This window comes from Streptomyces sp. NBC_00029, from assembly GCF_045160505.1.
In the GTDB taxonomy this organism is placed as follows: domain Bacteria; phylum Actinomycetota; class Actinomycetes; order Streptomycetales; family Streptomycetaceae; genus Streptomyces.
Genome location: NZ_CP108292.1, coordinates 3,157,771 through 3,182,154, shown reverse-complemented (window position 1 = coordinate 3,182,154; position 24,384 = coordinate 3,157,771). Strand labels below are relative to the sequence as shown.

Sequence of the window (24,384 nt, the reverse complement as noted above, 5' to 3'; positions counted from 1 at the left end):
GTGGGGACAGGGACGAAGAACCGTCGGGGTAATTGTTGATGTCCGACAAAAGTCTAGGACTGGGCATCGCCGTCGGCCAGACGCCCCAGAATCAGGGCGATCCGCAGCGTGAACGCCGAGCGGACATCAGAAGGAGACCATCCGGTGACGTCGGTCACACGTCGGAGCCGGTAGCGCACCGTGTTGGGGTGCACGAACAGCATCCGCGCCGCCCCTTCGAGGCTGCTGGCCTGCTCCAGGTAGACGCTCAGGGTCTCCAGTAGTGCCGACCCCGCCTCCTCCAGTGGTCTGTAGATCTCCTCCACCAGTTGATCCCTGGCAGCGGGATCGGAGGCGATGGCCCGTTCCGGCAGGAGATCGTCCGCCAGGACCGGCCGAGGGGCATCCTGCCAGGCCGTGCACGCTTTCAGCCCGGCCGCCGCGGCCTGTGCCGACTTCGTTGCGTTCAGCAGGTCGGACACCACCGGTCCGGCCACCACCGGACCCGCCGCGAACGGCCCGATCAGCGACTTGGCCACCTGGATCGGGTTGTCGCTGCCACCCGCGATGACCACCAGCCGGTCCCCGAGCACACCCGTGAGGACCTGGAGCTTGTGATGGCGGGCCGCGCGCCGGATCGCCTCGACCGTCAGCTCGCTGTCGCCCTCCGGCGCCGTGCCGAGCACGACGCACACGTGCTCCGGGGAGTTCCAGCCCAGCGCCGCCGCCCGCGACAGCGCACCCTCGTCCGCCTCGCCGGACAGCACCGCGTTGACGACCAGGGACTCCAGCCGGGCGTCCCACGCCCCGCGCGCCTCTGCGGCCTGCGCGTACACCTGGGCGGTCGCGAAGGCGATCTCCCGGGCGTACACGAGCAGCGCCTCGCGCAGGATCGACTCGTCGCCCGGGGCAGCCACCTCCTCGATCGCGGCCTCCATGACCTCGATCGTGGTGCGGACCATCTCGACCGTCTGCCGCAGGGTGATCGCCCGGGTCAGCTCGCGCGGAGCCGTCCCGAAGACATCGGTGGAGATCGCCTGCGGGGTCTCCGGATGCCTGAACCACTCCGTGAACGCGGCGATACCGGCCTGGGCGACCAGGCCGATCCAGGACCGGTTCTCGGGCGGCATGGCCCGGTACCACGGCAGGGTCTCGTCCATCCGCGCGATCGCGTTCGCCGCCAGCCGTCCGGAGGACTTCTCCAGTCGGCGGAGCGTCGCGGTGTGCGGATGGGCGGGAGCGGGATGCGCGGCATGGGTGGCGGGCGAATGCTCACGTTCGGGTTGGGGCACGTGACAAGACTGCCTTATCGGGACGGGTGCGCGGGATCCGGTCCCGTGTCCGCCCCGCGCCCCGGCTCCCGGCTGGGTCTACGGTGGCCTTCATGATTGATGTTCGCCGCGGCGCCGACCGGTACGAGGGCGGGGACCCCGCCGCCGGGATCTCCACCCGGCACGCCTTCTCCTTCGGCGCCTTCTACGACCCGGACAATCTGCGCTTCGGCCCGGTCCTCGCCTGCAACGAGGAGACCCTCGCGCCGGGCGCCGGCTTCGACGAGCACCCGCACAGCCACACCGAGATCGTCACCTGGGTGATCGAGGGCGAGCTCACCCACCAGGACAGCACCGGCGAGAAGAGCCTGGTCCGGCCCGGCGACGTGCAGCGGCTCAGCGCCGGATCGGGGGCGCGGCACGTGGAGCGCAACGACGGCGCCGGGCGGCTGCGCTTCGTGCAGATGTGGCTCGCGCCCCTCGCCGCGGGCGGCGAGCCCTCGTACGGGGTGGTCCGGGGGATCACGGACGGCGCGCCCTACGAGGTCCCCGCGGCCGGCGGCGTCCTGCACGTCCGGCGGCCCGGCGCGGGCGAGCGCGTCGCCGTACCGGCGGCGGACCGGGTGTACCTGCACGTGGTGCGCGGGGACCTGCGCCTGGACGGGGCGGAGCTGGGCCCCGGGGACTCGGCGCGGATCACCGCCGAGCGCGACCTGGAGGTCGTCGCCGGCTCCCCGGGGGAACTGCTGATCTGGGAATTCCCCGACGGGGCCTAGTGACCTGAGTCTGAGGTTTGTCGTTAGTTCGGTATGAGTCGTCCGGGTCCGAAGATTCCGCCGTTGTCGGTCACTGACGCCCAGCGTGCTGTGCTGGAGGGCTGGTTACGTCGTCGCACGACGGCCCAGGCGTTGGCTCAGCGGTCGCGGATCGTGTTGGAGTGCGCGGAGGGGCACTCGGTCATGGAAGTGTCGCGGCGGCTGCGGATCGCTCCGGACACGGTCCGCACCTGGCGGCGGCGCTTCCTCGAGCACGGCCTGGACGGGCTGGGCGACGAGCCGCGGCCGGGTGTCCCGCGGAAGATCACCGATGCGGATGTCGAGCGGGTGATCGTCAAAACCCTGGAAGAGACGCCGAAGAACGCGACGCACTGGTCGACCAGGTCGATGGCCGCGGCCACGGGCATGTCGCAGTCGACGGTCTCCAGGATCTGGCGGGCGTTCGCACTGGCACCGCACCGGACACAGACGTTCAAGCTGTCGACGGATCCGCTGTTCATCGACAAGGTCCGTGACGTCGTCGGCCTCTATCTCGACCCGCCGGAGAAGGCTCTGGTCCTCTGCGTGGACGAGAAGTCGCAGATCCAGGCCCTGGACCGGTCCCAGCCGGTCCTGCCGATGATGCCCGGTGTTCCAGAGCGTCGCAGCCACGACTACATCCGCGCCGGCACCACCACCCTCTTCGCTGCCCTCGAAGTCGCCAGCGGCAAGGTCATCGGCTCGCTCCACCGCCGCCACCGGGCCGCCGAGTTCAAGAAGTTCCTGGCCAAGCTCGACAAGGAGGTCCCGGCCGGTCTCCAGGTCCATCTGATCCTCGACAACTACGCGACCCACAAGACGCCGGACGTGAAGAAGTGGCTGCTGGCGCACCCTCGCTTCCACCTGCACTTCACGCCGACCAGTGCGTCCTGGCTGAACCTGGTCGAGCGGTGGTTTGCCGAACTCACGCAGAAGAAGCTCAAGCGGGGAGTCCACCGCTCCGTCCAGGCCCTCGAACGCGATATCCGGGCCTGGCTGACCGACTGGAACGACCAGCCCAAGCCCTTCGTCTGGACGAAGACGGCAGACGAGATCCTCGACAAAGTCGCCGCCTACTGCCACCGAATCTCTGACTCAGGTCACTAGGTCGTCTCTTTCGGATCTTGTCGGCCCGGCAAGATCCGAAAGAGACGACCTAGCTGGAGCGGAGCTCCGCCAGCACCGCGTCGGTGAAGGGGGTCCAGGCCTCGACGGCCCACGGGCCGAAGGCCCGGTCGGTCAGTGCCACGCACGCGGCGCGCGCGTCCGGGTCCACCCACAGGAAGGTGCCGGCCTGGCCGAAGTGGCCGAAGGTGCGCGGCGAGGAGGAAGCGCCCGTCCAGTGCGGGGACTTGTGGCCGCGGATCTCCAGGCCGAGGCCCCAGTCGTTGGGGGACTGGTGCCCGTAGCCCGGCAGGACGCCCTTGAGGCCGGGGTGGACGACGGAGGTGGCCTCGGCGACCGTGCGGACGTCCAGCAGCCGCGGCGCCTGCAGTTCGGCGGCGAAACGCAGCAGGTCCGAGACGGTGGAGACGCCGTCCTTGGCGGGCGAGCCCTCCAGGGTGGTCCGCGTCATGCCCAGTGGCTCGAAGACCGCCTGGTGCAGGTACTCCCCGAAGGGGATGCCGGTGGCCTTGGCGATGTGGTCGCCGAGGTCCTCGAAACCGGCGTTCGAGTACAGCCGGCGCTGCCCGGGCGGGGCCGACACGCGGTGCTCGTCGAAGGCCAGGCCGCTGGTGTGCGCGAGCAGGTGACGGACCGTCGACCCCTCGGGCCCGGCCGGCTCGTCCAGCTCGATCGCCCCCTCCTCATACGCGACGAGGGCGGCGTACGCGGCCAGCGGTTTGGTGACCGACGCCAGCGCGAACCGGTGGTCGACGGGCCCGTGGGAGCCGACGAGGCTCCCGTCGGCCCGTACGACGGCCGCCGCGGCGGTCGGCACCGGCCAGGTCTCTATGATCCGCAGGCTGTCCATGCCGCTCACGGCCTCCACGCTCTCCATGGGGCCGAGCCTACTTGCTTGGAGTGCACTCCAAGGTTTTAGCGTGGGGCCATGAGCCAGAGCCTGACGCAGACGCGGTACACGATCAGCGAGGTCGAGGCCCGGACCGGTCTGACCCAGCACACCCTGCGCTGGTACGAGCGGATCGGCCTGATGCCGCACGTGGACCGCTCCCACTCGGGACAGCGGCGCTTCACCGACAAGGACCTGGACTGGCTGGCCTTCGTGGGCAAGCTGCGCGCCACGGGCATGTCGGTGGCGGACATGGTCCGGTACGCCGAACTGGTCCGCGAGGGCGGGCACACGGTCGAGGAGCGCCGGGAGCTGCTGGAACGCACGCGCCGCGAGGTGCGCTCGCGGATCACGGAGCTCACGGACGCACTCGCCGTACTGGACTACAAGATCGACATGTACGCCATGAAAACGGTACCCGGGAAGGCACAGCAATGACGGAGCACGGCACCACCCTCGAACAGGTCGAGCTCGGCAGGGGCGGCCCGCTGGTCGGCGTCCAGGGGCTCGGCTGCATGGGCATGAGCGAGTTCTACGGGGACACGGACGAGGCGGCGGCCCGGGAGACCCTGGAGGCGGCGCTGGCCGCCGGGGTCACCCTCTTCGACACGGCGGACATCTACGGGCGAGGCCGGAACGAGGAGTTCCTGGCGCCTTTCGTGGCCGCGCACCGCGACCGGATCACGCTCGCGACGAAGTTCGCGATAGAGCGCACCGACGACCCGCACCACCGGGGCATCCGCAACGACCGCGCCTCCGTCCGCGCGTCCGTGGAGGCCAGCCTGCGCCGGCTCGGCGTGGACGTCATCGACGTGTACTACATGCACCGGCGCGACCCGGCCGTGCCCTTCAGCGAGTCCGTCGGCGCCATGGCGGAGCTGGTGCGGGAGGGCAAGGTGCGCCACCTGGGCCTCAGCGAGGTCACCGGTGCGGAACTGCGCGAGGCGCACGCCGTCCACCCGATCGCGGCGCTCCAGTCCGAGTGGTCGCTGTTCAGCCGGGACGTCGAGCGCAGCGCGGTGGGCGCGGCCGCGGAGCTGGGCGTGGCGATCGCCGCGTACTCCCCGCTCGGCCGGGGCTTCCTGACCGGATCCTTCGCGGACGCCTCCGCGGACCTCTCCCAGGGTGACTTCCGGCGCTTCCAGCCGCGCTTCAACGGCGACAACGCGAAGACCAACGCGGCGCTGCTGGACCCGGTCCGGGAGATCGCGAAGCATCGCGGGGCGAGCCCGGCCCAGATCGCCCTGGCCTGGGTGCAGCAGCGGGCGCAGGTCCACGGGCTGACCGTGGTCCCCATCCCGGGCACCCGCAAGCCGGGCCGGCTGCGCGAGAACACCGGGGCGGCCCGGATCACCCTCACGCAGCCCGAGCTGGACCTGCTGGAGCCGATCGCCGCGCAGGTCGCCGGGGACCGCTACCCGGACATGAGCAGCACCTCGACGGTGCGCGAGGGCTGAGGCCGCGGGAGGGCCGGTCCGCGGTGGGGAGGGCTGTCCACCGTGCGGAGGGCCGGTCCGCCGCTGGACGGCCGGTCCGCTACAGCGACTCGGCGGCGAACCGGTCCCGCAGCGCCGCGTACTCCGCGTCCGTGAGCAGTCCCGCCGCGTGCAGCTCGCTCAGGTGCCGCAGCCGGTCGTCGCCGGACCGGGCCCGCGGCACCGCGGCGGCGACCGGCGTACGGCCGCCGCGCACGGCGGCCAGGACGGCCGCGGCGAACGGCAGCGACTCGTGCACCGCCCCGTAGCCCACCCGGAAGACGGCCGCGGACAGGTCGTGGTCCGGGCGGGGGTCACCGGTGGTGTCCCGCACCACCAGCCGCAGATGGCCGCCGGGGCCCTGGGGGGAGTACCACTCCACGCCGGTGAGAGCGGCCAGCGGGTAGCGCTGGTCGCCCGCCTTCCACTTGGTGCTGGTGGCGCCCGTGCGCGACCACTGGAAGGTGATCGCCGAGCCGTCGAAGCCCACCCTGGCGTCGTACGCCTTCAGGTGCAGCGGCGGCTGCGGCACGTCGACGAGGAAGCGGGAGGACGGCTCGTCGGCATCCGGCCCGAGCCGGGAGCGCAGCGCGTCGGCGAAGGCGGCGGCGAGCGGCGCCCGGTCGCCGGGCAGCACCAGCCGGTACGGGTCGCAGACATCCTTGAGCTGCCCGGCGGCCGCTTCCATCAGCGGATCCGCGCCGGGCCGCGGGACGGCGCGGAGCACCACGGTGTCCCGCTTCCCCTCGGTCACGGTCACGGCGGACACCGCTTCGAGGGGGATCCGGCGCGTGCCGAGGGCGTGGAAGAGTCTTGGCAGCCTCGGCGTTCTGATCCCCCGTGCGAAGCGGATGAGCACCGAGTCCGAGTCGAACTCCCAGACGGCATGATTTCCGGCCAGTACGTCACCCATGCGGCACATCGTAATCGGCGGTGCCCCCATGCGTCCCCCCGGTTGCGGGGCCCGATTTCCGCGCCTCTACGCGCGTCAGTCCTGCTCTGTCCCGGAAATTCCGCGCCGACAGGCGTCGTCGCCGGTCGCGCAGACAACGGAACCGAACGCGCCGGTTCCGATCCGGGCGAAATTGTCCATCGAGTCGGTTCCTGGCGCGAAATAGCCGGTGTGACTCCTGGCCCGGGCCGAGGACAGCAGCCGTGCGCCGAAGTCCGGGGACACCGGATCGGCGCCGTGGCCCAGCCCGCCGACCTCGAGGTGCGGGACGTCCGCGATCCAGTCGCCCTCGTCGCGCGTGGCCCAGACGCGCGCCGAGGTGCGCAGCCCGGCGACGTTCTCCGCGCGCATCCCGGGGCTGCCCGCGACCACCACGTCCGTCACCCGGCGCGGCAGCTCGTGCGCCGCGACCCCGCAGACCACCGATCCGTAGCTGTGGCAGAACAGCGCCACGCTCGCGTCCCCGGGCAGGGTCGTGGTGAGGTCCTTCAGCAGGACGGCGCCGTCGAAGGCCATGCGGCCGGTGGCGGCGTCCACGCCGACCCCGGTGGGGGCCGTGTAGCCGGCCCACGCGATGACTGCTGTCCGGCTGTCCGGCGCGGCCGCGCGCTGGGCCGCGTACAGGGACTCGGCCATGCCCACCGGCGAGGTCAGGCGGCGCTGGGTGCGCTCGAAGGTGAGCACGTCGGTGTCGACGCCGGGGACGATCACCGAGACGCGCTCGGCCACGGTGAGGTCACCGAAGACCTCGGCGACGCGGCCGCCACCGGTCGGGTCGAAGGCGAGGATCTGCCGCCCGGGCTCGGCGAGCGAGGCGAAGCGGTGGGAGCGCCGGGTGGCCGTGGCCCGGTCGGCGGGGGTCAGCGCGACATCGCGGCTGCGCGCCTCCTCGACCCGGCGGGCCTTTTCGAGACCCTGCAGGTTCGCCCGGTAGCGCACGGCCGTCGGGACCCCGTCGAGGTTGCCGACGACGAGGGGGTAGCCGTCGGCGAGGCGGGCCCGCTGGGCGCCGTCCAGGCCGGCGAAGAAACGGGCCACCGTACGGGCCGGGGCGTTCGCGGGAGGTACCGGGCGGCCGTCTATCCGGGCCTTGGCCCAGGCGCCGAGGGCGGCGACCCGCAGGGGGGTACCCCCCTCGGGCCGGTGCACGGCCGTCCAGCCGGTGGTCGCCAGCATGATGAACACCACCGCCAGCGCGAGCAGGGCGCGCAGGGCGGCAGGGCGCGGGTCGGCGCCGAGAGCGGTGGGGTGGGCAAGGCCGGGCACGTTCACTACGACCAGACTATGAGACGTATTGCGCCCCGGGCGTGCCGGGTGACCGGACTCACGGCCGACCGTGGGACCCCGTGAGGCCCGAGCGGGGGGGCCGGGAGCCGCGCCGCCGGACGACGACGGCCCGCGCGGTCCGGCTACGCGGGCCCGCGCCAACTCGAGGTCAGAGCCGGGCCGATCCGGTCGAGGTAGGCCTCCGTCAGCCGGCGGATCGACTCCACGCTGGTGTCCTCGCCCTGCCCCCAGAGCCGCCCAGTGACCCGCATCACACCGCAGAACGCGGCGACGGCGACGCGCGGCCTCGGATCGGCGTCCACGTCCAGGCCCTCGCGGGCGCCGATCAGCCGGGAGATCCGCTCCTCCAGCTCGGTGGAGCGCCGCAGGTGCACGGCGAGGAGGGCCGGGGTGGATTCGATCAACCGGTAGCTGCGCATGTAGAGATCGACCGGGACCACCTCGGACAGGGCCACCTCGACGGTGTCCCAGGCGGCGAGCGCCGCGCCCCGCATGGCCTCGAAGGGCCCCTCCGCGGCCGGCCGGGCGTGCAGTTCGGCGACGAACCGCGACTCGACCAGCTCCTGGAGGGCGAAGACGACCTCCTCCTTGTTCGCGAAGTAGCGGAAGAAGGTGCGCTGGGACACGTTCACGGCGTCGGTGATCTCGTCGACGGTGGTGCGCTCGTACCCCTGGGAGAGGAACAGCAGGAGGGCGGCGCGCAGCAGCGCGTTCCGGGTGCGCCGCTTCTTGCGTTCGCGCAGTCCGGTCACCGGTGCGGCCGTCGCCGGCCGCTCGTCGATCACCACCGCGGGGGCTCCCTTCCGACGCCGAGTGGGCGGTCAGAGTACCTGTGACCGGCGGGGTGACGGCCGCTTCGTTGAGCCGTTTGCGACGTGCCGTCCGACGCCCTCGGCCCGCTCCCGCACCCGCCCGCGCATGACACGTTCGGGTCGGCCACCGGACGTGCCGCTGACCGGGTCGCTGACCGGGTCGCGGGCCCGTCCGCACGGCGGCAGGGACGGCCGCGGGTCCATCCGGCAGTCTCCGGAGGCGTCAACTCCGCACGGACGAAGGCCCCGCCGGAGGGTTCCGGCAGGGCTGTCGCCTATCAGGGTGGACCCGCCCGGCGCCTCTTCCGCCCGCCCGTCGCCGCAGGTCAGCGTGGTGTCGGCGGAGCTCCGGAATCGGTCCGGGCGCTCGCCGTCCACAAGGAGTTGACCCGTCATGCGTACGTGTCGAACCGTCCGTGCCACCACCACGACCGCCCTGGCCGCGGCCTTCCTGGCCCTGACCGCCCTCGTCCCGAGTGCGGCCACCACGGCACACGCCGCGGGCCCGCCGGTCCTCGGCGCCTGTGCCACCGGGCAGCTGTGCCTGTGGGCGAAACCGGAGTTCAAGGGAGCCCGGCAGACGCACGAGCTGAGCAACCTGGACGTCAACAGCTGCACCGCGCTGCCGGCCGGGACCAGCGCCCAGTCCCTCACCAACCGCACCGGGCGCCCGGTGACGACGTACCAGTCGGCCGAGTGCGCGGAGACGGGCGAGTTCCAGACCTACCCGGGCGACGGGGTCTGGCTGCCCCAGTCGCCCTACCAGGTGCGGGCGTTCAAGGTGTGGGAGAGGTAGCCCCCCGCTGCGCCGGGGCGCTCGGCCGGTCGGCTGCATCGGCCCCGGCTGCATCGGCCCCGGCCGCATCGGCCGGCGTGCCGCCCAGCCGGGCGACCTCGCCGCGCAGCGCCCGTACCTCCGCCTGCAGCTCCTGGATGGCCGCCAGCTGGAGCATGTCCGCCCGGTCGTCGCGCTCGAAGCGGGAGATGAACCACGCGGCGATGTTCGCGGTCACCACACCGAGCAGGGCGATCCCGGACAGCATCAGACCGACCGCCAGGACCCGGCCGAGGCCGGTGGTGGGCGAGTGGTCGCCGTACCCGACCGTCGTCATCGTGGTGAAGGACCACCACACGGCGTCGCCCAGGTTCCTGATGTTCCCGTCGGGGGCGTCCCGCTCCACGCTGAGCACCGCCAGCGACCCGAACATCAGCAGTCCCACGACGGCCCCGGCCACGTACGTCGTCAGCTGGATCTGCGGAGCCATCCGGGCCCGCCGGCCCACCAGCATCAGGGTGGCGACCAGCCGCAGCAGGCGCAGCGGCTGCACGAGCGGCAGCACCACGGCGGCCAGGTCCAGCCAGTGGGTCCGCACGAAGTGCCGGCGGTCGGCCACCAGGGCCAGCCGGACCAGATAGTCGACGGCGAAGGCCCCCCACACCAGCCATTCCACATAGGTGCAGGCCCGGTGCACGTCCGCACGCGCGTCGGGGGCGACGATGGGCACGGCGTACGCCACGGCGAAAGCCACGGCGAGCAGGAGCAGCGGGGTCTGGCTCCGCCGCTCCCACTGTCGCAGGCGGGAGGGTTCCTTCATGCCGAGCATCGTAAGCAACGCATAAAGAAGGGCGGGCCCCGGCCGAAGCCGGGACCCGCCCGTCGGACACGCCGCAGGTGCTACGCGTCGCCGCCCGCCGCACCGGGGTCGGCCGCCGCCACGTCCAGCAGCTGGTAGCGGTCGACCGCCTGCTTCAGCACCGAACGGTCGATCCGCCCCGCCTTCGCGAGCTCGGTGAGGGTCGCCAGGACCACCGACTGCGCGTCGATGTGGAAGAAGCGCCGCGCCGCGCCGCGGGTGTCCGCGAAGCCGAAGCCGTCGGCGCCCAGCGAGGTGTACGCACCCGGCACCCACCGCGAGATCTGGTCCGGAACCGCCCGCATCCAGTCCGAGACCGCCACGAACGGCCCATCGGCACCCGAGAGCTTGCGCGTCACGTACGGGACGCGCTGCTCCTCCTCCGGGTGGAGCAGGTTGTGCTCCTCGACCTCGACCGCCTCGCGGCGCAGCTCGTTCCAGGAGGTCGCCGACCAGACGTCCGCCCGGACGCCCCAGTCGGCGGCCAGGATCCGCTGCGCCTCCAGCGCCCACGGCACCGCCACGCCCGAGGCCATGAGCTGCGCCCCGATCGTGCCCTCGGTGCCCTGCGACACCCGGTGGATGCCGCCCAGGATGCCGTCCACGTCGACGTCCGCCGGCTCGGCCGGGTGCTGGATCGGCTCGTTGTAGACGGTCAGGTAGTAGAAGACGTCCTCCGCCTCCGGGCCGTACATCCGTCGCAGACCGTCCTTGACGATGTGCGCGATCTCGTAGCCGTAGGCCGGGTCGTACGCCACGCAGCCCGGGTTCGTCGAGGCCAGCAGCTGCGAGTGACCGTCCGCGTGCTGGAGGCCCTCACCCGTGAGGGTGGTCCGGCCCGCGGTCGCGCCGAGGACGAAACCGCGCGCGAGCTGGTCGGCCATCTGCCAGAACTGGTCACCGGTGCGCTGGAAACCGAACATCGAGTAGAAGACGTACACGGGGATCAGCGGCTCGCCGTGCGTCGCGTACGCCGAACCGGCGGCGATCAGCGAGGCCGTGCAGCCCGCCTCCGAGATGCCGTCGTGCAGCATCTGGCCCGTCGGGGACTCCTTGTACGCGAGCAGCAGGTCGCGGTCGACCGCCTCGTACTGCTGGCCCAGCGGGTTGTAGATCTTGGCGCTCGGGAAGAAGGCGTCCATACCGAAGGTGCGGTACTCGTCGGGCGCGATCAGCACGAAGCGCTTGCCGATCTCCTTGTCCCGCATCAGGTCCTTCAGGATGCGGACGAAAGCCATGGTCGTGGCGATCGACTGCTGCCCGGAGCCCTTCCTGGCGGCCGCGTACGTCTTGTCGTCCGGCAGCTGCAGCGGCTTCGCACGCACCACACGGGTCGGCACGTACCCGCCCAGCGCGCTGCGCTGGTCGTGCATGTACTGGATCTCGGGGGAGTCCGGGCCCGGGTGGTAGTACGGCGGCGCCCCGCCCTCCAGCTGCGCGTCCGTGATCGGGATGTGCAGGCGGTCGCGGAAGCGCTTGAGGTCGTCGACCGTCAGCTTCTTCATCTGGTGCGTGGCGTTGCGGCCCTCGAAGTTCGGGCCGAGCGTCCAGCCCTTGACCGTCTGCGCCAGGATCACCGTCGGCTGGCCCTTGTGGGCCTTGGCCGCCGCGTACGCCGCGTAGACCTTCTTGTGGTCGTGGCCGCCGCGGCCCAGGTGCTGGATCTGCTGGTCGGACATGTTCTCGACCATCGCGCGCAGCCGCTGGTCGTCCCCGAAGAAGTGCTCGCGGATGTACGCGCCCGACTCGGTCGCGTACGTCTGGAACTGCCCGTCGGGCGTGGTGTTCATCCGGTTGACCAGGATGCCGTCGCGGTCCTGGGCCAGCAGCGGGTCCCAGGAGCGGTCCCAGATCAGCTTGATGACGTTCCAGCCGGCACCGCGGAAGATCGACTCCAGCTCCTGGATGATCTTGCCGTTGCCGCGCACCGGGCCGTCGAGGCGCTGCAGGTTGCAGTTGACGACGAAGGTCAGGTTGTCCAGGCCCTCGCGCGCGGCGATCGACAGCTGGCCGAGCGACTCCGGCTCGTCCATCTCGCCGTCGCCGAGATACGCCCAAACGTGGGACCTGGAGGTGTCCGCGATTCCGCGCGCCTCCATGTACCGGTTCATCCGCGCCTGGTAGATCGCACCGAGCGGACCGAGGCCCATCGAGACGGTCGGGAACTCCCAGAAGTCCGGCATCAGCCGCGGGTGCGGGTAGCTCGAAAGGCCGTACGGCGCCTTCGACTTCTCCTGGCGGAACGAGTCGAGCTGCTGCTCGGTGAGCCGGTCCAGGAGGTAGGCGCGAGCGTAGATGCCGGGGGAGGCGTGGCCCTGGAAGAAGATCTGGTCGCCGCCGTCGCCCTCGTCCTTGCCCCGGAAGAAGTGGTTGAAGCCCACGTCGTAGAGGGAGGCGGAGGAGGCGAAGGTGGCGATGTGGCCGCCGACGCCGATACCGGGACGCTGGGCGCGCGAGACCATCACGGCCGCGTTCCACCGGGTGGCGTTGAGGACCTTGCGCTCGATCTCCTCGTTCCCGGGGAAGAACGGCTCGTCCCGGGTGGCGATCGTGTTGACGTAGTCCGTACTGCGCATCTCGGGCACGGCCACGCGCTTCTCGCGGGCGCGCTCGATCAGCCGCAGCATCAGGTAGCGGGCACGCTCACGGCCCCGCTCGTCGACCGCGGCGTCGAGGGAGTCGAGCCACTCCTGCGTCTCCTCCGGATCGAAGTCCGGGACCTGACTCGGCAGGCCGCCAATGATGATCGGATTGCGATCGGATGCGGAAGCCACGCTGTTCCTTCGCTGTCGGGGGAGTCGTGCCTTGGGTTCGCCGCCTCCCATGCTCTTACGCTGGGCCGAAATCTTCATCTTTACCACCGGGTAATCCCCGGAAACCGCAGGAAACCCGGGAGGTGAGGACCGGCGGGGATCCGTACCGAATCCGACCGAACCGCACCTTACGCCCAAGCCGGGCGCTCGCTTCGCAAGGCCGTTCGTCCCTCAAACAGGTAGGAAAGGCATCAAGCGTCGACGATGATGCCGAATGAGCTGGAATGGTGTGGGATGAATCACGAGAGGTGCACACGGGGAGGCTGAAAGTTGCGGCGAGACGGCCGCAATCGTCACCGTTTCGACGGTCTCGGCGGCCGGGTACTTGCGCGATCCGCCGCGCCCGTGTGGACTACGCCCAATGCTGCGCGTACGCGCGCCGCCGAGAGACATTCACCGAACATGAGCAGGAGGCACCCCGTGAGCGCGACCGCGGACCACGCGGAGAACCTGGCCGCCAGGCTGGGTTTCCAGTCCGAACAGGTGGTCCAGGAGATCGGCTACGACGACGACGTCGATCAGGATTTCCGTGATGCCGTCGAGCAGTTCGTCGAGGAGTTCGTCGACGAGGACTACGACGACGTCGCCGACGCGGTGCTGCTGTGGTTCCGGGAGGACGACGGCGATCTGACGGACACCTTGGTCGATGCCACCGAGCTCGTCGAGGACGACGCCCTGATCCTGCTGGTCACCCCGAAGACCGGCAAGCCCGGCTTCGTCGAGGCCAGCGACATCAGCGAGGCGGCCGAGACCGCGGGCCTCTCGCTGGCCAAGGGTCTCCCCATCGGCAAGGAGTGGACGGCGACCAAGCTGGCCACGCCCAAGGTGGCCAAGTCCAAGCGCTGAGCCGCGCCCCGCAGCCAAGCGGACACGCACCCCGCCGGCCGGATTCCATCCGGGTCGGCGGGGTGCGTGCGTTCCGGGGACACGGTCCCCATAGGCTGGACCCACCCGAACAGCCCAACGCAGGGATGCAGGAACGAAGGGAAGCGAGAGATGGCGATCCAGGTCGGCGACAAGGCTCCGGACTTCGAGCTCAAGGACAACCACGGTGCGACCGTGCGGCTCTCCGACTTCCGGGGCGAGAAGGCAGTGGTGCTGCTCTTCTACCCGTTCGCCTTCACCGGTGTCTGCACCGGCGAGCTGTGCGAGCTGCGCGATCAGCTCCCGCGCTTCCAGAACGACGACGTGCAGCTCCTCGCCGTCTCCAACGACTCGGTGCCCACCCTGCGGGTCTTCGGCGAGCAGGAGGGTCTGGAGTACCCGCTGGTGTCGGACTTCTGGCCGCACGGGGAGACCTCCCGCGCGTACGGGGTCTTCGACGAGGACAAGGGATGCGCGGTCCGAGGCACCTTCATCATCGACAAGGACGGCATCGTGCGCTGGACTGTCGTCAACGGACTGCCCGACGCACGTGACCTGAACGAGTACATCAAGGCACTCGACAGTCTCTGAGCGTGCCCGCGCGGGCCGTCCACGCAGTTTCCCTGCGAAAACCGCTTTCCAGGCGGGAACCCGTCACTAGGATCGAAACGTTGATCCGGTAGCTCCCCCGGTCACGACCGGGAGGGCCCCCTGCACGACGGGGCACCGCCCCACACACAGAACCCAATGGAGGACCCGTGGGAGTCAGCCTCAGCAAGGGCGGCAACGTCTCGCTGACCAAGGCCGCGCCTAACCTGACGGCGGTCATCGTCGGTCTGGGCTGGGATGCTCGCACCACCACCGGTGTCGACTTCGACCTCGACGCCAGCGCGATCCTGACCAGCGACCAGGGCAAGGTCACCAGCGACGCGAACTTCGTCTTCTTCAACAACCTGAAGAGCCCCGACGGCTCGGTGGAGCACACCGGTGACAACACCACCGGTGAGGGCGAGGGCGACGACGAGGCGATCAAGGTCAACCTGGCCGGCGTCCCGGCCGACGTTGCCAAGATCGTCTTCCCGGTCTCGATCTACGAGGCCGAGAGCCGCCAGCAGAGCTTCGGCCAGGTCCGCAACGCGTACATCCGCGTCGTGAACCAGGCCGACAACACCGAGCTCGCCCGGTACGACCTCTCCGAGGACGCCTCGACCGAGACCGCGATGGTCTTCGGCGAGCTGTACCGCAACGGTGCGGAGTGGAAGTTCCGCGCCATCGGCCAGGGTTACGCCTCGGGCCTGCGCGGCATCGCGCAGGACTTCGGCGTCAACGTCTGAGCCTGAGAGCAGTTCGTCCGTCCGGCGCCGTGCACTGTGTGTACGGCGCCGGACCGGCTTTACCCGCGGGCACCGCCACCGCGGCCGGCGCACCGCAAGGCGCGTCACGCCCGCAGCACGGCAGGACCGCGGCACTGCACCACCGCAGGACGGAAGCACCGCACCACCGCACTACGGAAGCACCGCACCACCGCAGCACTGCACCACCGCCACACCCGTCACCACGGCACTCCGCCACACCGCCACACCGTCGTCCGGGGAGGACCACAACATGGGCGTCACACTCGCCAAGGGGGGCAATGTCTCCCTCTCCAAGGCCGCACCGAACCTCACCAGGGTTCTGATCGGTCTCGGATGGGACGCGCGCTCGACCACGGGAGCCGACTTCGACCTCGACGCCAGCGCGCTGCTGTGCAACAGCGGCCGGGTGCTGGGCGACGAGTACTTCGTCTTCTACAACAACTTGAAGAGCCCCGACGGCTCCGTCGAACACACCGGGGACAACCTCACCGGCGAGGGTGAAGGCGATGACGAGTCGATCATCATCGACCTCACCAAGGTGCCGGAGGCCGTCGACAAGATCGTCTTCCCGGTCTCGATCCACGATGCGGACGCCCGCCGGCAGAGCTTCGGCCAGGTCAGCAATGCCTTCATCCGCGTGGTCAACCAGGCCGACGGCCAGGAACTGGCCCGCTACGACCTCTCCGAGGACGCTTCCAGCGAGACCGCGATGATCTTCGGTGAGGTCTACCGGTACGGCGGCGAGTGGAAGTTCCGTGCAGTGGGACAGGGGTACGCGTCGGGGCTCAGGGGCATCGCTCTAGACTTCGGGGTCAACGTTTCGTAAAGCCGTACAAGACGCATGGGGTGCCAGGTGCCAGTGGTTCTGAAAACCTTCGGCTGGTCGTTCGCCATCACGGCGCTCGGCCTCGCCTTTGCCGCGTGGCAGTGGGGGTGGGAGGCGTTCGGGGTCGTACTGATCCTGTCGGTCCTCGAGATCTCGCTGTCCTTCGACAACGCGGTCGTCAATGCAGGAATTCTGAAGAAGATGAATGCCTTCTGGCAGAAGATCTTCCTCACCGTCGGCATCCTGATCGCCGTCTTCGGAATGCGGCTGGTCTTCCCGGTGGCGATCGTCGCCATCAGCGCCAAGGTCGGGCCCATCGAGGCCATCGAGCTGGCGCTCGACCATCCCGAGCAGTACGAGGCCCTGGTCACCGACGCCCACCCGGCCATCGCGGCCTTCGGTGGCATGTTCCTGCTGATGATCTTCCTCGACTTCATCTTCGAGGAGCGGGACCACAAGTGGCTCGCCTGGCTTGAGCGTCCGCTGGCCAAGCTCGGCAAGGTCGACATGCTGTCGGTCTGCATCGCCCTGATCGCGCTGCTGGTCTCCGCGATGACCTTCGCCGTCAACGCCCACACCAGCACCGGCCACGCGGACAAGTCCGCCACCGTGCTGCTCGCCGGCGTCGCCGGCCTGATCACCTACCTCATCGTCGGCGGCCTGTCCTCGTACTTCGAGGACAAGCTGGAGGAGGAAGAGGAGCGCGAGCACGAGGAGGAGGAGAAGGCCAAGGCGGCGGGCAAGCCCGTCTCCGCGGTGGGTCTGGCCGGCAAGGCCGCGTTCTTCCTCTTCCTCTACCTCGAGGTCCTCGACGCTTCGTTCTCCTTCGACGGGGTCATCGGCGCCTTCGCCATCACCAACCACATCTTCTGGATGGCGCTCGGCCTCGGTATCGGTGCCATGTACGTCCGTTCGCTCACGGTCTACCTGGTCCGCCAGGGAACCCTGGACGACTACGTGTACCTGGAGCACGGTGCGCACTACGCGATCGGTGCCCTCGCGGTCATCCTGCTGGTCACCATCCAGCACGAGATCAGCGAGATCATCACCGGCCTCATCGGCGTGGTGCTGATCGCCGCCTCCTTCTGGTCCTCGGTGCGCCGCAACAAGCGCATGGAACTGGAGGGTTCCACCGCCGAGGCATGACCGCGGCGGTAATGCGGAACGCTCCATTGCGGGGCGGTCCACCGGGTTCACGGACCCGGCGGGCCGCCCCGCTTCCGTAGGCTCGGAACGATCAGGGGATCAGGGGACCAAGGGGGGTAGGGGATGGGCTTCTTCGACGGCATTCTGGGCAGCCGGGCCGTGCAGTTCCAGTCGGGCAATGCCTCGTCGAACGCGATCGAGCTGACGAAACGACATTCGACGGTGTCGCTCACCAAACAGGGGGCCGTCCACGGCAATCTGCGCGTCAATCTGTCCTGGCGCATGCGCACCTCGGACATCGGCGGCCGCTCCGGCCAGAGCGGCCAGCTCTTCCGGCATCCGTTCAAGCTGTTCAAGCCGGACATGGTCCAGGCACACACCCAGGGCATGGTCAACGTCGACCTCGACATGGGCTGCCTCTACGAGCTGACGGACGGTACCCGCGGGGCCGTGCAGCCGCTGGGGAACCTGCTGGGCGACCTCAACGACCCGCCGTACGTCAAGCTCAGCGGGGACGACCGGTTCGGCTCGGCGTCGGGGGAGACCCTCTACGTCAACCTCGACCACGCCGACGAGATCAAGCGGCTGCTGGTCTTCGTCTACATCTACGACCAGACCCCGGCCTTTGACCGGACACACGCCATGGTGACCCTCTACCCCGTCACGGGGCCGAGGATCGAGATCCCGCTGGACGAGCGGCAGCCACAGGCCCGCTCCTGCGCGGTCGTCTCCCTGGAGAAGGTCAAGGGTGAGCTCGTCGTGCGGCGCGAGGTGAAGTTCGTGTACGGGTTCCAGGCCGAGCTCGACCGGCTGTACGGCTGGGGGCTCCAGTGGGGGCGGGGCTACAAGAGCACCAAGAGCTGACCGGGGCCCCGGGACGCGACAGCGTCCCCGGGGCCCTCGGTGACGCCGGCGGTGTCGGCGATGCCGGAGAGGCCACGGACATCAGGGATGTCCGTGACGTCAGCGGCGTCAGTGGGGTCAGTGGCGGATGAACTGCGGGCCCTGCACCGGCAGCCGGAAGGACGGGTCGCCGCCCGGCCCCGGCACCGGGGCCGGGGACACCGGCTGCGGGTACCCGTACGCGGGCTGGATGGGCGGCGGGGCCTGCGTGGGCGGGGCCATCATCGCCGTCTGCTCGGAGGCGCCGTCGGCCGCCACCCCGGCGGCCGGGTTCGCGTCGGGCTCGGCGGCGTTCTCGTCGACCGAGATCCCGTGGTCGGTCGCCAGACCCACCAGCCCGTCGGAGTAGCCCTCGCCGAGCGCCCGGAACTTCCACCCCTCGCCCCGCCGGTACAGCTCCCCGCAGATCAGGGCCGTCTCCGCGCCGGTCTCGGGCCGTACGTCGAAGTAGGCCAGGGGTTCGGAGCTGCCGGTCGCGGTGGCGTCGTAGAGAAGGATCCGCAGGTCGTGGACCCGGCGGAACGGGACGTCCTCGGCGGAGGCGACCACCAGGATCCGGTCCACCGTCGGGGTCACCGTGCGCAGGTCCGCCTGGACGGCGTCGGTGATCGCGTCGCCGATCTGCTTCTTGCCGAGCCGCCATACGGCTCCGGAGGGGTGCCGCGGCTGGTTGTAGAAGACGAAGTCCGAGTCCGAACGCACCCGGCCGTCCGGGCCGACGAGCAGCGCCGAGGCGTCCACGTCCGGCACCTCGGGGCCGCCGGTCCAGCGCAGCACCGCCCGGACCGCCACGGCGGCCACCGGGATGTTCGAGCCCTTCTGCATCGCGTGCGTCATGCACGTCATCCTGCCCTCCCGGGGTGGACAGCGACAATGCGGCCCCCCGTAGGGCCTTGTCTCGAACGCGAGACCTGGGCATGGTGCAAGAGGGTTACCTGAACTTCATGTGCTTGAGGAACTCCTGACTCACGTTCGTACGTACTATTACCGGCCATGCCAGTTGGGCCGCCGAGGCAGTACGGGGGAAGCACATGCGTCACTTTGGGCACATAAGGCCCACTGTCCGGAAGGATCTCTTCCACCAGGAACCGGCAGAATTCACCGGCGCCTCGCCTTCCCGCGTCCTCGCAGCGGCCCTGGGGGCCACGCTCTACAGCCCGGCCACCCGCCCCACGCTCGCCGCGGACATCCGCAAGCAGGCGGCCCGCGGAGTCGTCTCCATGGTCCTCTGCCTGGAGGATTCCATCAGCGACGCCGATGTCGCAGGGGCCGAGGAGAACCTCGTCCGGCACTTCGCCGAGCTCGACGCCGACCCGGCGGAGCTCCCGCTGCTCTTCATCCGCGTCCGCACGCCCGAGCAGATTCCCGACCTGGTGCGCCGGCTGGGCGGCTCCGTGCGGCGGCTGTCCGGATTCGTACTCCCGAAGTTCGACGAGAACCGGGGAATCGCCTTCCTCGAAGCCGTCGCCGAGGCGGAGGCGGCCTGCGGCCTGCCCCGCCTGTATGCCATGCCCGTCCTGGAGACCCCGGGCCTCCTCCACCTCGAAACCCGCGCCCTGGCCCTCGCCGGCATCTCCCGCACGGTCAACAGCCACCGCGAGCGGGTCCTGGCGCTGCGGCTCGGCGTGACCGACTTCTGCTCGGCCTACGGCCTGCGGCGCACGCCCGACATGACCGCGTACGACGTCCAGATCGTGGCCGGCGTCATCGCGGACGTCGTCAACGTCCTCAGCCGCGCCGACGGCACCGGCTTCACGGTGACCGGGCCCGTCTGGGAGTACTTCCGCAGCCAGCAGCGCCTCTTCAAGCCCCAGCTGCGCCGCAGCCCCTTCCTGGAGGAGGGCGTGGAGGAACTGCGCACCGCCCTGATCGAGCACGACCTGGACGGACTGCTGCGCGAGATCGAACTGGACCGGGCCAACGGACTGCTCGGCAAGACCTGCATCCACCCCGCCCACGTCACGCCCGTGCACGCGCTGTCGGTGGTCTCGCACGAGGAGTTCTGCGACGCGCAGGACATCCTGCGGCCCGAGCGCGGCGGCGGCGGAGTGATGCGCAGCGCCTACACGAACAAGATGAACGAGGTGAAGCCCCACCGGGCCTGGGCCGAGCGCACCATGCTGCGCGCCGAGGTCTTCGGTGTGGCGAAGGAGGAGGTCGGCTTCGTCGACCTCCTGACGGCCGGGCTCCAGGTGTGAGCAGCCCCCACGGACGCGCAGGCGGACGCGGGCCCGGGCGCGGACAATGACGATGACGAGGAAAGGCAAGACGATCGAAGCGGTGTGGTCGGGTACCTGGGTCGCGGACCGGCTGGGCGTGAGCCTGGAGGATTCCGGTGGCAGTCCGCGGCTGACGGAGCTGCTCGGACTGGCCCTGCGGCGCAACCCCAAGCGGGCGCACCTGCTGGTCTCGCAGGTGCTGGGCAAGCACGTCCCGCAGTCCCCGGAGGTCGTGTACGCCGCGGGCTTCGGGCTCGGTGAACGCGTACGGGCGCTGCTCGGCGAGGAGGCCGCCGCGGCCGCGGTGGTCCTCGGCTACGCCGAGACCGCCACCGGCCTCGGCCACTGCGTGGCCGACGGCCTGGGCCCGGCCCCCTACCTGCACTCCACCCGCCGGCCCGTGCCGGGCGTGGAGGCGGCCGGCGGCTTCGAGGAGGCGCATTCGCACGCCACCTCGCACCTGCTGCTCCCCGAGGACCCGCGACTGCTCGCCGGCAGCGGCCCCCTGGTCCTGGTCGACGACGAGTTCTCCACCGGCAACACGGTCCTGAACACCATCCGCGACCTGCACGCCCGCCACCCGCGCCCGCACTACGTGGTCGTCGCCCTCGTCGACATGCGCTCCGCCGCCGACCGTGACCGGCTCACCGCCTTCGCCGCCGAGCTGGGCGCGCGCGTGGACCTGATCGCCCTCGCCTCGGGCACCGTGTCCCTCCCGGACGGTGTCCTGGACAGGGGCCGGGCGCTGGTCGAGGAGTACGAGGCCCAGGCCGAGCCGCATCAGACCCTCCCGCTTTCGGGCAGCGGAGCCCCGGCGGACGGCCCGGGCGGAGCCCCGGCAGCCGGCCCGCAGCCGGTCACGCGCGTCGACCTGCACTGGCCGGCGGGGGTTCCCGACGGCGGACGCCACGGCTTCACCCCCGCCCACCGCACGGCACTGGAGGCCGCTCTCCCCGCGCTGGCCGGCCGGCTCTCCGCCGCGCTCGGCACCGAACCCGGGCGGGTCCTCGTACTCGGCAACGAGGAGCTGATGTACGCGCCGCTGCGCCTCGCCAAGGCCCTTGAGGAGGCGGGGGCGGCCCGCGAGGTCCGCTTCTCGACCACCACGCGCTCGCCCGTGCTCGCCGTGGACGACCCCGGCTACGCCATCCGCACCCGGCTGGTGTTCCCGGCCCACGACGCCCCGGCCGACGGCCCCGGCGACCGCTACGCCTACAACGTCCGCGGCACGGACGGCGCCGGCTTCGACGCCGTCGTCGCCGTCGTGGACTCGGCCGGGGACACCCCCGAGCTGCACACGGGACTGCTGGCGGCCCTCGCCCCGCACACCGGCCGCGTCGTCCTGGCCGTCGTCCCGTCCTACGTACCCGACCGGCGGGAGCCGAAGCCGATCATGACCGAGCCGACCGAGCCGATCACGCGCGAGCCGTTGCGCGGCCCCGCCTTCTCCTCGTACGCCCCCGAGGACGTCGGCTGGCTGCTCCAGGACTTCTCCGACGTCGAGCTGGAGGCACCGACGGAGGAGCGCGAGGAGGCGATACAGGCCGGTGGCGCCCACTACGCCGAGTCCCTCCCCGTCGAGTACCAGCCGTCCCCCCAGTACCAGGAGCTGTACGCGAGCGCGCTCGCCGCCTCCGCCGTCCGCGTGGCCCGGGCCGTCGGCACGGTCACCGAGACCGTCCTCGCCGAGCGCTCCCCGTCCCCGGTCCTGGTCTCCCTGGCCCGCGCCGGCACCCCCGTGGGCGTCCTGATGCGCCGCTGGGCCCGCGCCCGCCACGGCCTCGACCTGCCGCACTACGCCGTCTCCATCGTGCGCGGCCGCGGCATCGACGCCAACGCCCTGCGCTGGCTGGCCGCCCACCACGACCCGGCCGATGTCGTCTTCGTCGACGGCTGGACCGGCAAGGGCGCCATCACCCGCGAGCTCAAGGTCGCCCTGGACGAGTTCCCGGGCTTCGACCCGGAGATCGTCGTCCTCGCCGACCCCGGCTCCTGCGTGCCCACCTACGGCACCCGTGAGGACTTCCTGATCCCCTCCGCCTGTCTCAATTCCACGGTGTCCGGTCTCATATCGCGTACGGTTCTGAGGTCCGACCTGGTCGGTCCCGCCGACTTCCACGGGGCGAAGTTCTACCGCGAGCTCGCCGGAGCCGACGTCTCCGTCGCATTCGTCGACACCGTCGCCGCCCACTTCGACGGGGTGGCCGACGCGGTCGCCGAGGAGGTCAAGGAACTCCTCGCGGCCGACCGCACACCCACCTGGGAGGGCTGGGCGGCGGTCGAGCGGATCAGTGAGGAGTACGGCATCCACGACGTGAACCTCGTCAAGCCCGGCGTCGGCGAGACCACCCGCGTCCTGCTGCGCAGGGTGCCGTGGAAAATCCTGGCGCAGCGTGGCGCCGGGGCCGATCTGGACCACGTACGGCTGCTCGCCGAGCAGCGCGGCGTCCCGGTGGAAGAGGTCGACGGACTGCCCTACACGTGCGTAGGACTCATCCACCCCCGATACACGCGCGGCGCCACGGGCGCCGACGGAAAGGCTGTGGCCTCGAAGTGACTGTCCTCGTAGCCAGTGATCTCGACCGTACGCTCATCTACTCGGCGGCCGCCCTCGGTCTGACCATGCCCGACCCGGTGGCCCCGCGGCTGCTGTGCGTCGAGGTCCACGAGAGCAAGCCGCTGTCCTACATGACGGAGACGGCGGCGGGACTGCTGGCGGAGCTGACGGCCGACCCTTCGGTGGTGTTCGTCCCCACCACCACCCGTACCCGCAAGCAGTACCAGCGCATCCGCTTCCCCGGCCGCCCGGCCCCCTACGCCATCTGCGCCAACGGCGGGCAGCTGCTCGTCGACGGCGTGCCCGACCGGGACTGGCGGCGGCAGGTCGCGGCGCGCCTCGCCGAGGAGTGCGCACCCCTGGAGGAGGTCCACCAGCACCTGCTGGCCGTGGCCGACCCGGCCTGGCTGCGCAAGGCGCGGCTGGCGGAGGACCTCTTCGCGTACCTCGTCGTCGAGCGGGCCCTGGTCCCGGACGAATGGCTCAAGGCCCTGACGGAGTGGGCCGAGGCCCGCGGCTGGACGGTCTCCCTCCAGGGCCGGAAGATCTACGCGGTCCCGCGCCCGCTCACCAAGAGCGCGGCGATGCACGAGGTCGCCCGCCGTACCGGAGCCACCACGACCCTCGCGGCCGGCGACTCCCTGCTGGACGCGGACCTGCTGCTGGCCGCCGACGCGGGCTGGCGCCCGGGCCACGGCGAACTGGCCGACGCGGCCTGGACGGCGCCGTCGGTGACCGCGCTGGCCACGGCGGGCGTCCTGGCGGGCGAGGAAATCGTGCGCGCATTCGCCCGGGAAGCCGCCCGACTCGGCAGACTGGACGTATGACCAAGGGCAACAGCACCAAGATCACGGACGAGCTGTACCGGTACATGCTCGACCACAACCCCCCGCTGGACCGGGTCCAGCGGGGGCTGGTGGCGACGACGTACGCCAAGTTCCCGGACGTGGCCGGGATGCAGTCGGCGGAGGAGCAGGGACCCCTGCTGGCCTTCCTGGTCCGGCTGACCGGCGCCCGCCACATCGTCGAGGTCGGCACCTTCACCGGCTTCTCGGCCCTGTCGATGGCCCAGGCGCTGCCGGCGGACGGCCGCCTCATCGCCTGCGACGTCTCCGAGGAGTGGACGCAGTACGGCCGGCAGGCCTGGGAGGAGGCGGGCGTCGCGGACCGCATCGAGCTGCGCATCGCACCGGCGCTGGAAACCCTGCGCGCGATGCCGGCGGAACCGCACATCGACATGGCGTACGTGGACGCGGACAAGCAGAGCCAGATCGCCTACTGGGAGGAGCTCGTGCCGCGGCTGCGTCCCGGTGGCCTGATCGTCACCGACAACACGCTGTACCACGGCACGGTCCTCGACGAGTCGGCCACCGGCGCGGCGGCCGGCGTCCGCGCCTTCAACGACCACGTGTCGGCGGACCCGCGGATGGACTCCGTCCTCCTGGCGATCTCGGACGGCCTGACCCTGTCGCGCAAGAACTGA

The 24,384-nt window shown here is 70.9% G+C and carries 23 protein-coding genes; 15 read left to right on the top strand and 8 right to left on the bottom strand.

The window, feature by feature from the left end:
• Positions 1–53: 53 nt before the first annotated feature.
• Complete coding sequence (locus OG753_RS15185; RefSeq protein ID WP_327262325.1) at positions 54–1,271, bottom strand: helix-turn-helix domain-containing protein; 1,218 nt, start codon at positions 1,269–1,271, stop codon at positions 54–56.
• Between the two features lie 92 nt (positions 1,272–1,363).
• Between OG753_RS15185 and OG753_RS15180 the strand changes: the two genes are divergently transcribed.
• Entirely contained in the window at positions 1,364–2,026 is a 663-nt protein-coding gene (locus tag OG753_RS15180) for a pirin family protein (protein ID WP_327262324.1), read from the top strand.
• A 33-nt stretch (positions 2,027–2,059) separates the two neighbouring features.
• The gene (locus OG753_RS15175) at positions 2,060–3,151 is read left to right on the top strand and encodes an IS630 family transposase (RefSeq protein ID WP_405787552.1); all 1,092 of its coding nucleotides are present in this window, start codon (positions 2,060–2,062) and stop codon (positions 3,149–3,151) included.
• 49 nt (positions 3,152–3,200) lie between these two features.
• On the opposite strand, the gene OG753_RS15170 is transcribed toward OG753_RS15175, so the two are convergent.
• Entirely contained in the window at positions 3,201–4,019 is an 819-nt protein-coding gene (locus OG753_RS15170; RefSeq protein ID WP_405792679.1) for a serine hydrolase domain-containing protein, read from the bottom strand.
• Between the two features lie 78 nt (positions 4,020–4,097).
• Here OG753_RS15170 and OG753_RS15165 point away from each other — a divergent pair, with 78 nt between their 5' ends.
• Together OG753_RS15165 and OG753_RS15160 are read left to right on the top strand one after the other, a co-directional pair.
• A complete protein-coding gene (locus tag OG753_RS15165; protein WP_401280851.1) occupies positions 4,098–4,496 on the top strand; it encodes a MerR family transcriptional regulator in 399 nt (132 codons plus the stop codon).
• Positions 4,493–5,515 (top strand): aldo/keto reductase, encoded by a 1,023-nt coding sequence (locus tag OG753_RS15160; protein ID WP_405788766.1) that lies wholly within the window; start codon positions 4,493–4,495, stop codon positions 5,513–5,515. The genes OG753_RS15165 and OG753_RS15160 overlap by 4 nt, the downstream gene beginning before the upstream one ends.
• Positions 5,516–5,594: 79 nt before the next feature.
• Here the strand turns inward: OG753_RS15160 and OG753_RS15155 are convergent, their stop codons facing one another.
• The 3 genes from OG753_RS15155 to OG753_RS15145 form a co-directional block, all read right to left on the bottom strand.
• A complete protein-coding gene (locus tag OG753_RS15155; protein WP_405788764.1) occupies positions 5,595–6,455 on the bottom strand; it encodes a DUF4429 domain-containing protein in 861 nt (286 codons plus the stop codon).
• A 66-nt stretch (positions 6,456–6,521) separates the two neighbouring features.
• The gene (locus OG753_RS15150; RefSeq protein ID WP_405792677.1) at positions 6,522–7,673 is read right to left on the bottom strand and encodes an alpha/beta hydrolase; all 1,152 of its coding nucleotides are present in this window, start codon (positions 7,671–7,673) and stop codon (positions 6,522–6,524) included.
• A 221-nt stretch (positions 7,674–7,894) separates the two neighbouring features.
• Complete coding sequence (locus OG753_RS15145; RefSeq protein WP_327266765.1) at positions 7,895–8,557, bottom strand: TetR/AcrR family transcriptional regulator; 663 nt, start codon at positions 8,555–8,557, stop codon at positions 7,895–7,897.
• 421 nt (positions 8,558–8,978) lie between these two features.
• Between OG753_RS15145 and OG753_RS15140 the strand changes: the two genes are divergently transcribed.
• Positions 8,979–9,380: a peptidase inhibitor family I36 protein gene (locus tag OG753_RS15140; protein ID WP_327262320.1), complete on the top strand. Its 402-nt coding sequence runs from the start codon at positions 8,979–8,981 to the stop codon at positions 9,378–9,380.
• On the opposite strand, the gene OG753_RS15135 is transcribed toward OG753_RS15140, so the two are convergent.
• On the bottom strand, positions 9,361–10,179 hold the full coding sequence (locus OG753_RS15135; protein WP_405788763.1) for a potassium channel family protein: 819 nt from the start codon (positions 10,177–10,179) through the stop codon (positions 9,361–9,363). The two genes, OG753_RS15140 and OG753_RS15135, sit on opposite strands and share 20 nt — an antisense overlap.
• Positions 10,180–10,259: 80 nt before the next feature.
• Positions 10,260–12,992: a pyruvate dehydrogenase (acetyl-transferring), homodimeric type gene (aceE, locus tag OG753_RS15130; RefSeq protein WP_405788761.1), complete on the bottom strand. Its 2,733-nt coding sequence runs from the start codon at positions 12,990–12,992 to the stop codon at positions 10,260–10,262.
• Positions 12,993–13,451: 459 nt separating this feature from the next.
• Here aceE and OG753_RS15125 point away from each other — a divergent pair, with 459 nt between their 5' ends.
• The 6 genes from OG753_RS15125 (at position 13,452) to OG753_RS15100 (ending at position 18,086) form a co-directional block, all read left to right on the top strand.
• The gene (locus OG753_RS15125) at positions 13,452–13,877 is read left to right on the top strand and encodes a DUF3052 domain-containing protein (protein ID WP_327262317.1); all 426 of its coding nucleotides are present in this window, start codon (positions 13,452–13,454) and stop codon (positions 13,875–13,877) included.
• Between the two features lie 150 nt (positions 13,878–14,027).
• Entirely contained in the window at positions 14,028–14,486 is a 459-nt protein-coding gene (locus OG753_RS15120; protein ID WP_327262316.1) for a peroxiredoxin, read from the top strand.
• Positions 14,487–14,653: 167 nt separating this feature from the next.
• On the top strand, positions 14,654–15,229 hold the full coding sequence (locus OG753_RS15115) for a TerD family protein (RefSeq protein WP_030009302.1): 576 nt from the start codon (positions 14,654–14,656) through the stop codon (positions 15,227–15,229).
• A 271-nt stretch (positions 15,230–15,500) separates the two neighbouring features.
• The gene (locus tag OG753_RS15110) at positions 15,501–16,076 is read left to right on the top strand and encodes a TerD family protein (RefSeq protein ID WP_327262315.1); all 576 of its coding nucleotides are present in this window, start codon (positions 15,501–15,503) and stop codon (positions 16,074–16,076) included.
• A gap of 33 nt (positions 16,077–16,109) precedes the next feature.
• Positions 16,110–17,222, top strand: a complete 1,113-nt coding sequence (locus OG753_RS15105; protein WP_327266764.1) for a DUF475 domain-containing protein — start codon at positions 16,110–16,112, stop codon at positions 17,220–17,222.
• Between the two features lie 123 nt (positions 17,223–17,345).
• The gene (locus tag OG753_RS15100) at positions 17,346–18,086 is read left to right on the top strand and encodes a Tellurium resistance (RefSeq protein WP_327262314.1); all 741 of its coding nucleotides are present in this window, start codon (positions 17,346–17,348) and stop codon (positions 18,084–18,086) included.
• A gap of 117 nt (positions 18,087–18,203) precedes the next feature.
• Here the strand turns inward: OG753_RS15100 and OG753_RS15095 are convergent, their stop codons facing one another.
• Positions 18,204–18,962 carry a TerD family protein gene (locus OG753_RS15095; RefSeq protein ID WP_405788759.1) on the bottom strand — a complete coding sequence of 253 codons (759 nt, stop codon included), beginning with the start codon at positions 18,960–18,962 and terminating at the stop codon, positions 18,204–18,206.
• Between the two features lie 194 nt (positions 18,963–19,156).
• Here OG753_RS15095 and OG753_RS15090 point away from each other — a divergent pair, with 194 nt between their 5' ends.
• The 4 genes from OG753_RS15090 to OG753_RS15075 are packed head-to-tail and all read left to right on the top strand — an operon-like array spanning position 19,157 to position 24,384.
• On the top strand, positions 19,157–20,323 hold the full coding sequence (locus OG753_RS15090) for an HpcH/HpaI aldolase/citrate lyase family protein (RefSeq protein WP_405788757.1): 1,167 nt from the start codon (positions 19,157–19,159) through the stop codon (positions 20,321–20,323).
• 52 nt (positions 20,324–20,375) lie between these two features.
• Complete coding sequence (locus OG753_RS15085; RefSeq protein WP_405788755.1) at positions 20,376–22,901, top strand: phosphoribosyltransferase; 2,526 nt, start codon at positions 20,376–20,378, stop codon at positions 22,899–22,901.
• Positions 22,898–23,728 carry an HAD family hydrolase gene (locus tag OG753_RS15080; RefSeq protein WP_327262310.1) on the top strand — a complete coding sequence of 277 codons (831 nt, stop codon included), beginning with the start codon at positions 22,898–22,900 and terminating at the stop codon, positions 23,726–23,728. The genes OG753_RS15085 and OG753_RS15080 overlap by 4 nt, the downstream gene beginning before the upstream one ends.
• Positions 23,725–24,384, top strand: coding sequence for an O-methyltransferase (locus tag OG753_RS15075; protein WP_327262309.1), 660 nt, complete (start codon positions 23,725–23,727; stop codon positions 24,382–24,384). The genes OG753_RS15080 and OG753_RS15075 overlap by 4 nt, the downstream gene beginning before the upstream one ends.

Excerpts from the sequence above, each read along its gene's own strand:
- OG753_RS15180 (WP_327262324.1), top strand. The coding sequence starts at position 1,364 with ATGATTGATGTTCGCCGCGGCGCCGACCGGTACGAGGGCGGGGACCCC.
- OG753_RS15160 (WP_405788766.1), top strand. The coding sequence starts at position 4,493 with ATGACGGAGCACGGCACCACCCTCGAACAGGTCGAGCTCGGCAGGGGC.
- OG753_RS15110 (WP_327262315.1), top strand. The coding sequence starts at position 15,501 with ATGGGCGTCACACTCGCCAAGGGGGGCAATGTCTCCCTCTCCAAGGCC.
- OG753_RS15075 (WP_327262309.1), top strand. The coding sequence starts at position 23,725 with ATGACCAAGGGCAACAGCACCAAGATCACGGACGAGCTGTACCGGTAC.
- OG753_RS15135 (WP_405788763.1), bottom strand. The coding sequence starts at position 10,179 with ATGAAGGAACCCTCCCGCCTGCGACAGTGGGAGCGGCGGAGCCAGACC.
- OG753_RS15155 (WP_405788764.1), bottom strand. The coding sequence starts at position 6,455 with ATGTGCCGCATGGGTGACGTACTGGCCGGAAATCATGCCGTCTGGGAG.
- OG753_RS15090 (WP_405788757.1), top strand. The coding sequence starts at position 19,157 with ATGCGTCACTTTGGGCACATAAGGCCCACTGTCCGGAAGGATCTCTTC.
- OG753_RS15140 (WP_327262320.1), top strand. The coding sequence starts at position 8,979 with ATGCGTACGTGTCGAACCGTCCGTGCCACCACCACGACCGCCCTGGCC.
- OG753_RS15175 (WP_405787552.1), top strand. The coding sequence starts at position 2,060 with ATGAGTCGTCCGGGTCCGAAGATTCCGCCGTTGTCGGTCACTGACGCC.
- OG753_RS15165 (WP_401280851.1), top strand. The coding sequence starts at position 4,098 with ATGAGCCAGAGCCTGACGCAGACGCGGTACACGATCAGCGAGGTCGAG.
- OG753_RS15120 (WP_327262316.1), top strand. The coding sequence starts at position 14,028 with ATGGCGATCCAGGTCGGCGACAAGGCTCCGGACTTCGAGCTCAAGGAC.
- OG753_RS15170 (WP_405792679.1), bottom strand. The coding sequence starts at position 4,019 with ATGGACAGCCTGCGGATCATAGAGACCTGGCCGGTGCCGACCGCCGCG.
- OG753_RS15095 (WP_405788759.1), bottom strand. The coding sequence starts at position 18,962 with ATGACGCACGCGATGCAGAAGGGCTCGAACATCCCGGTGGCCGCCGTG.
- OG753_RS15085 (WP_405788755.1), top strand. The coding sequence starts at position 20,376 with ATGACGAGGAAAGGCAAGACGATCGAAGCGGTGTGGTCGGGTACCTGG.
- OG753_RS15100 (WP_327262314.1), top strand. The coding sequence starts at position 17,346 with ATGGGCTTCTTCGACGGCATTCTGGGCAGCCGGGCCGTGCAGTTCCAG.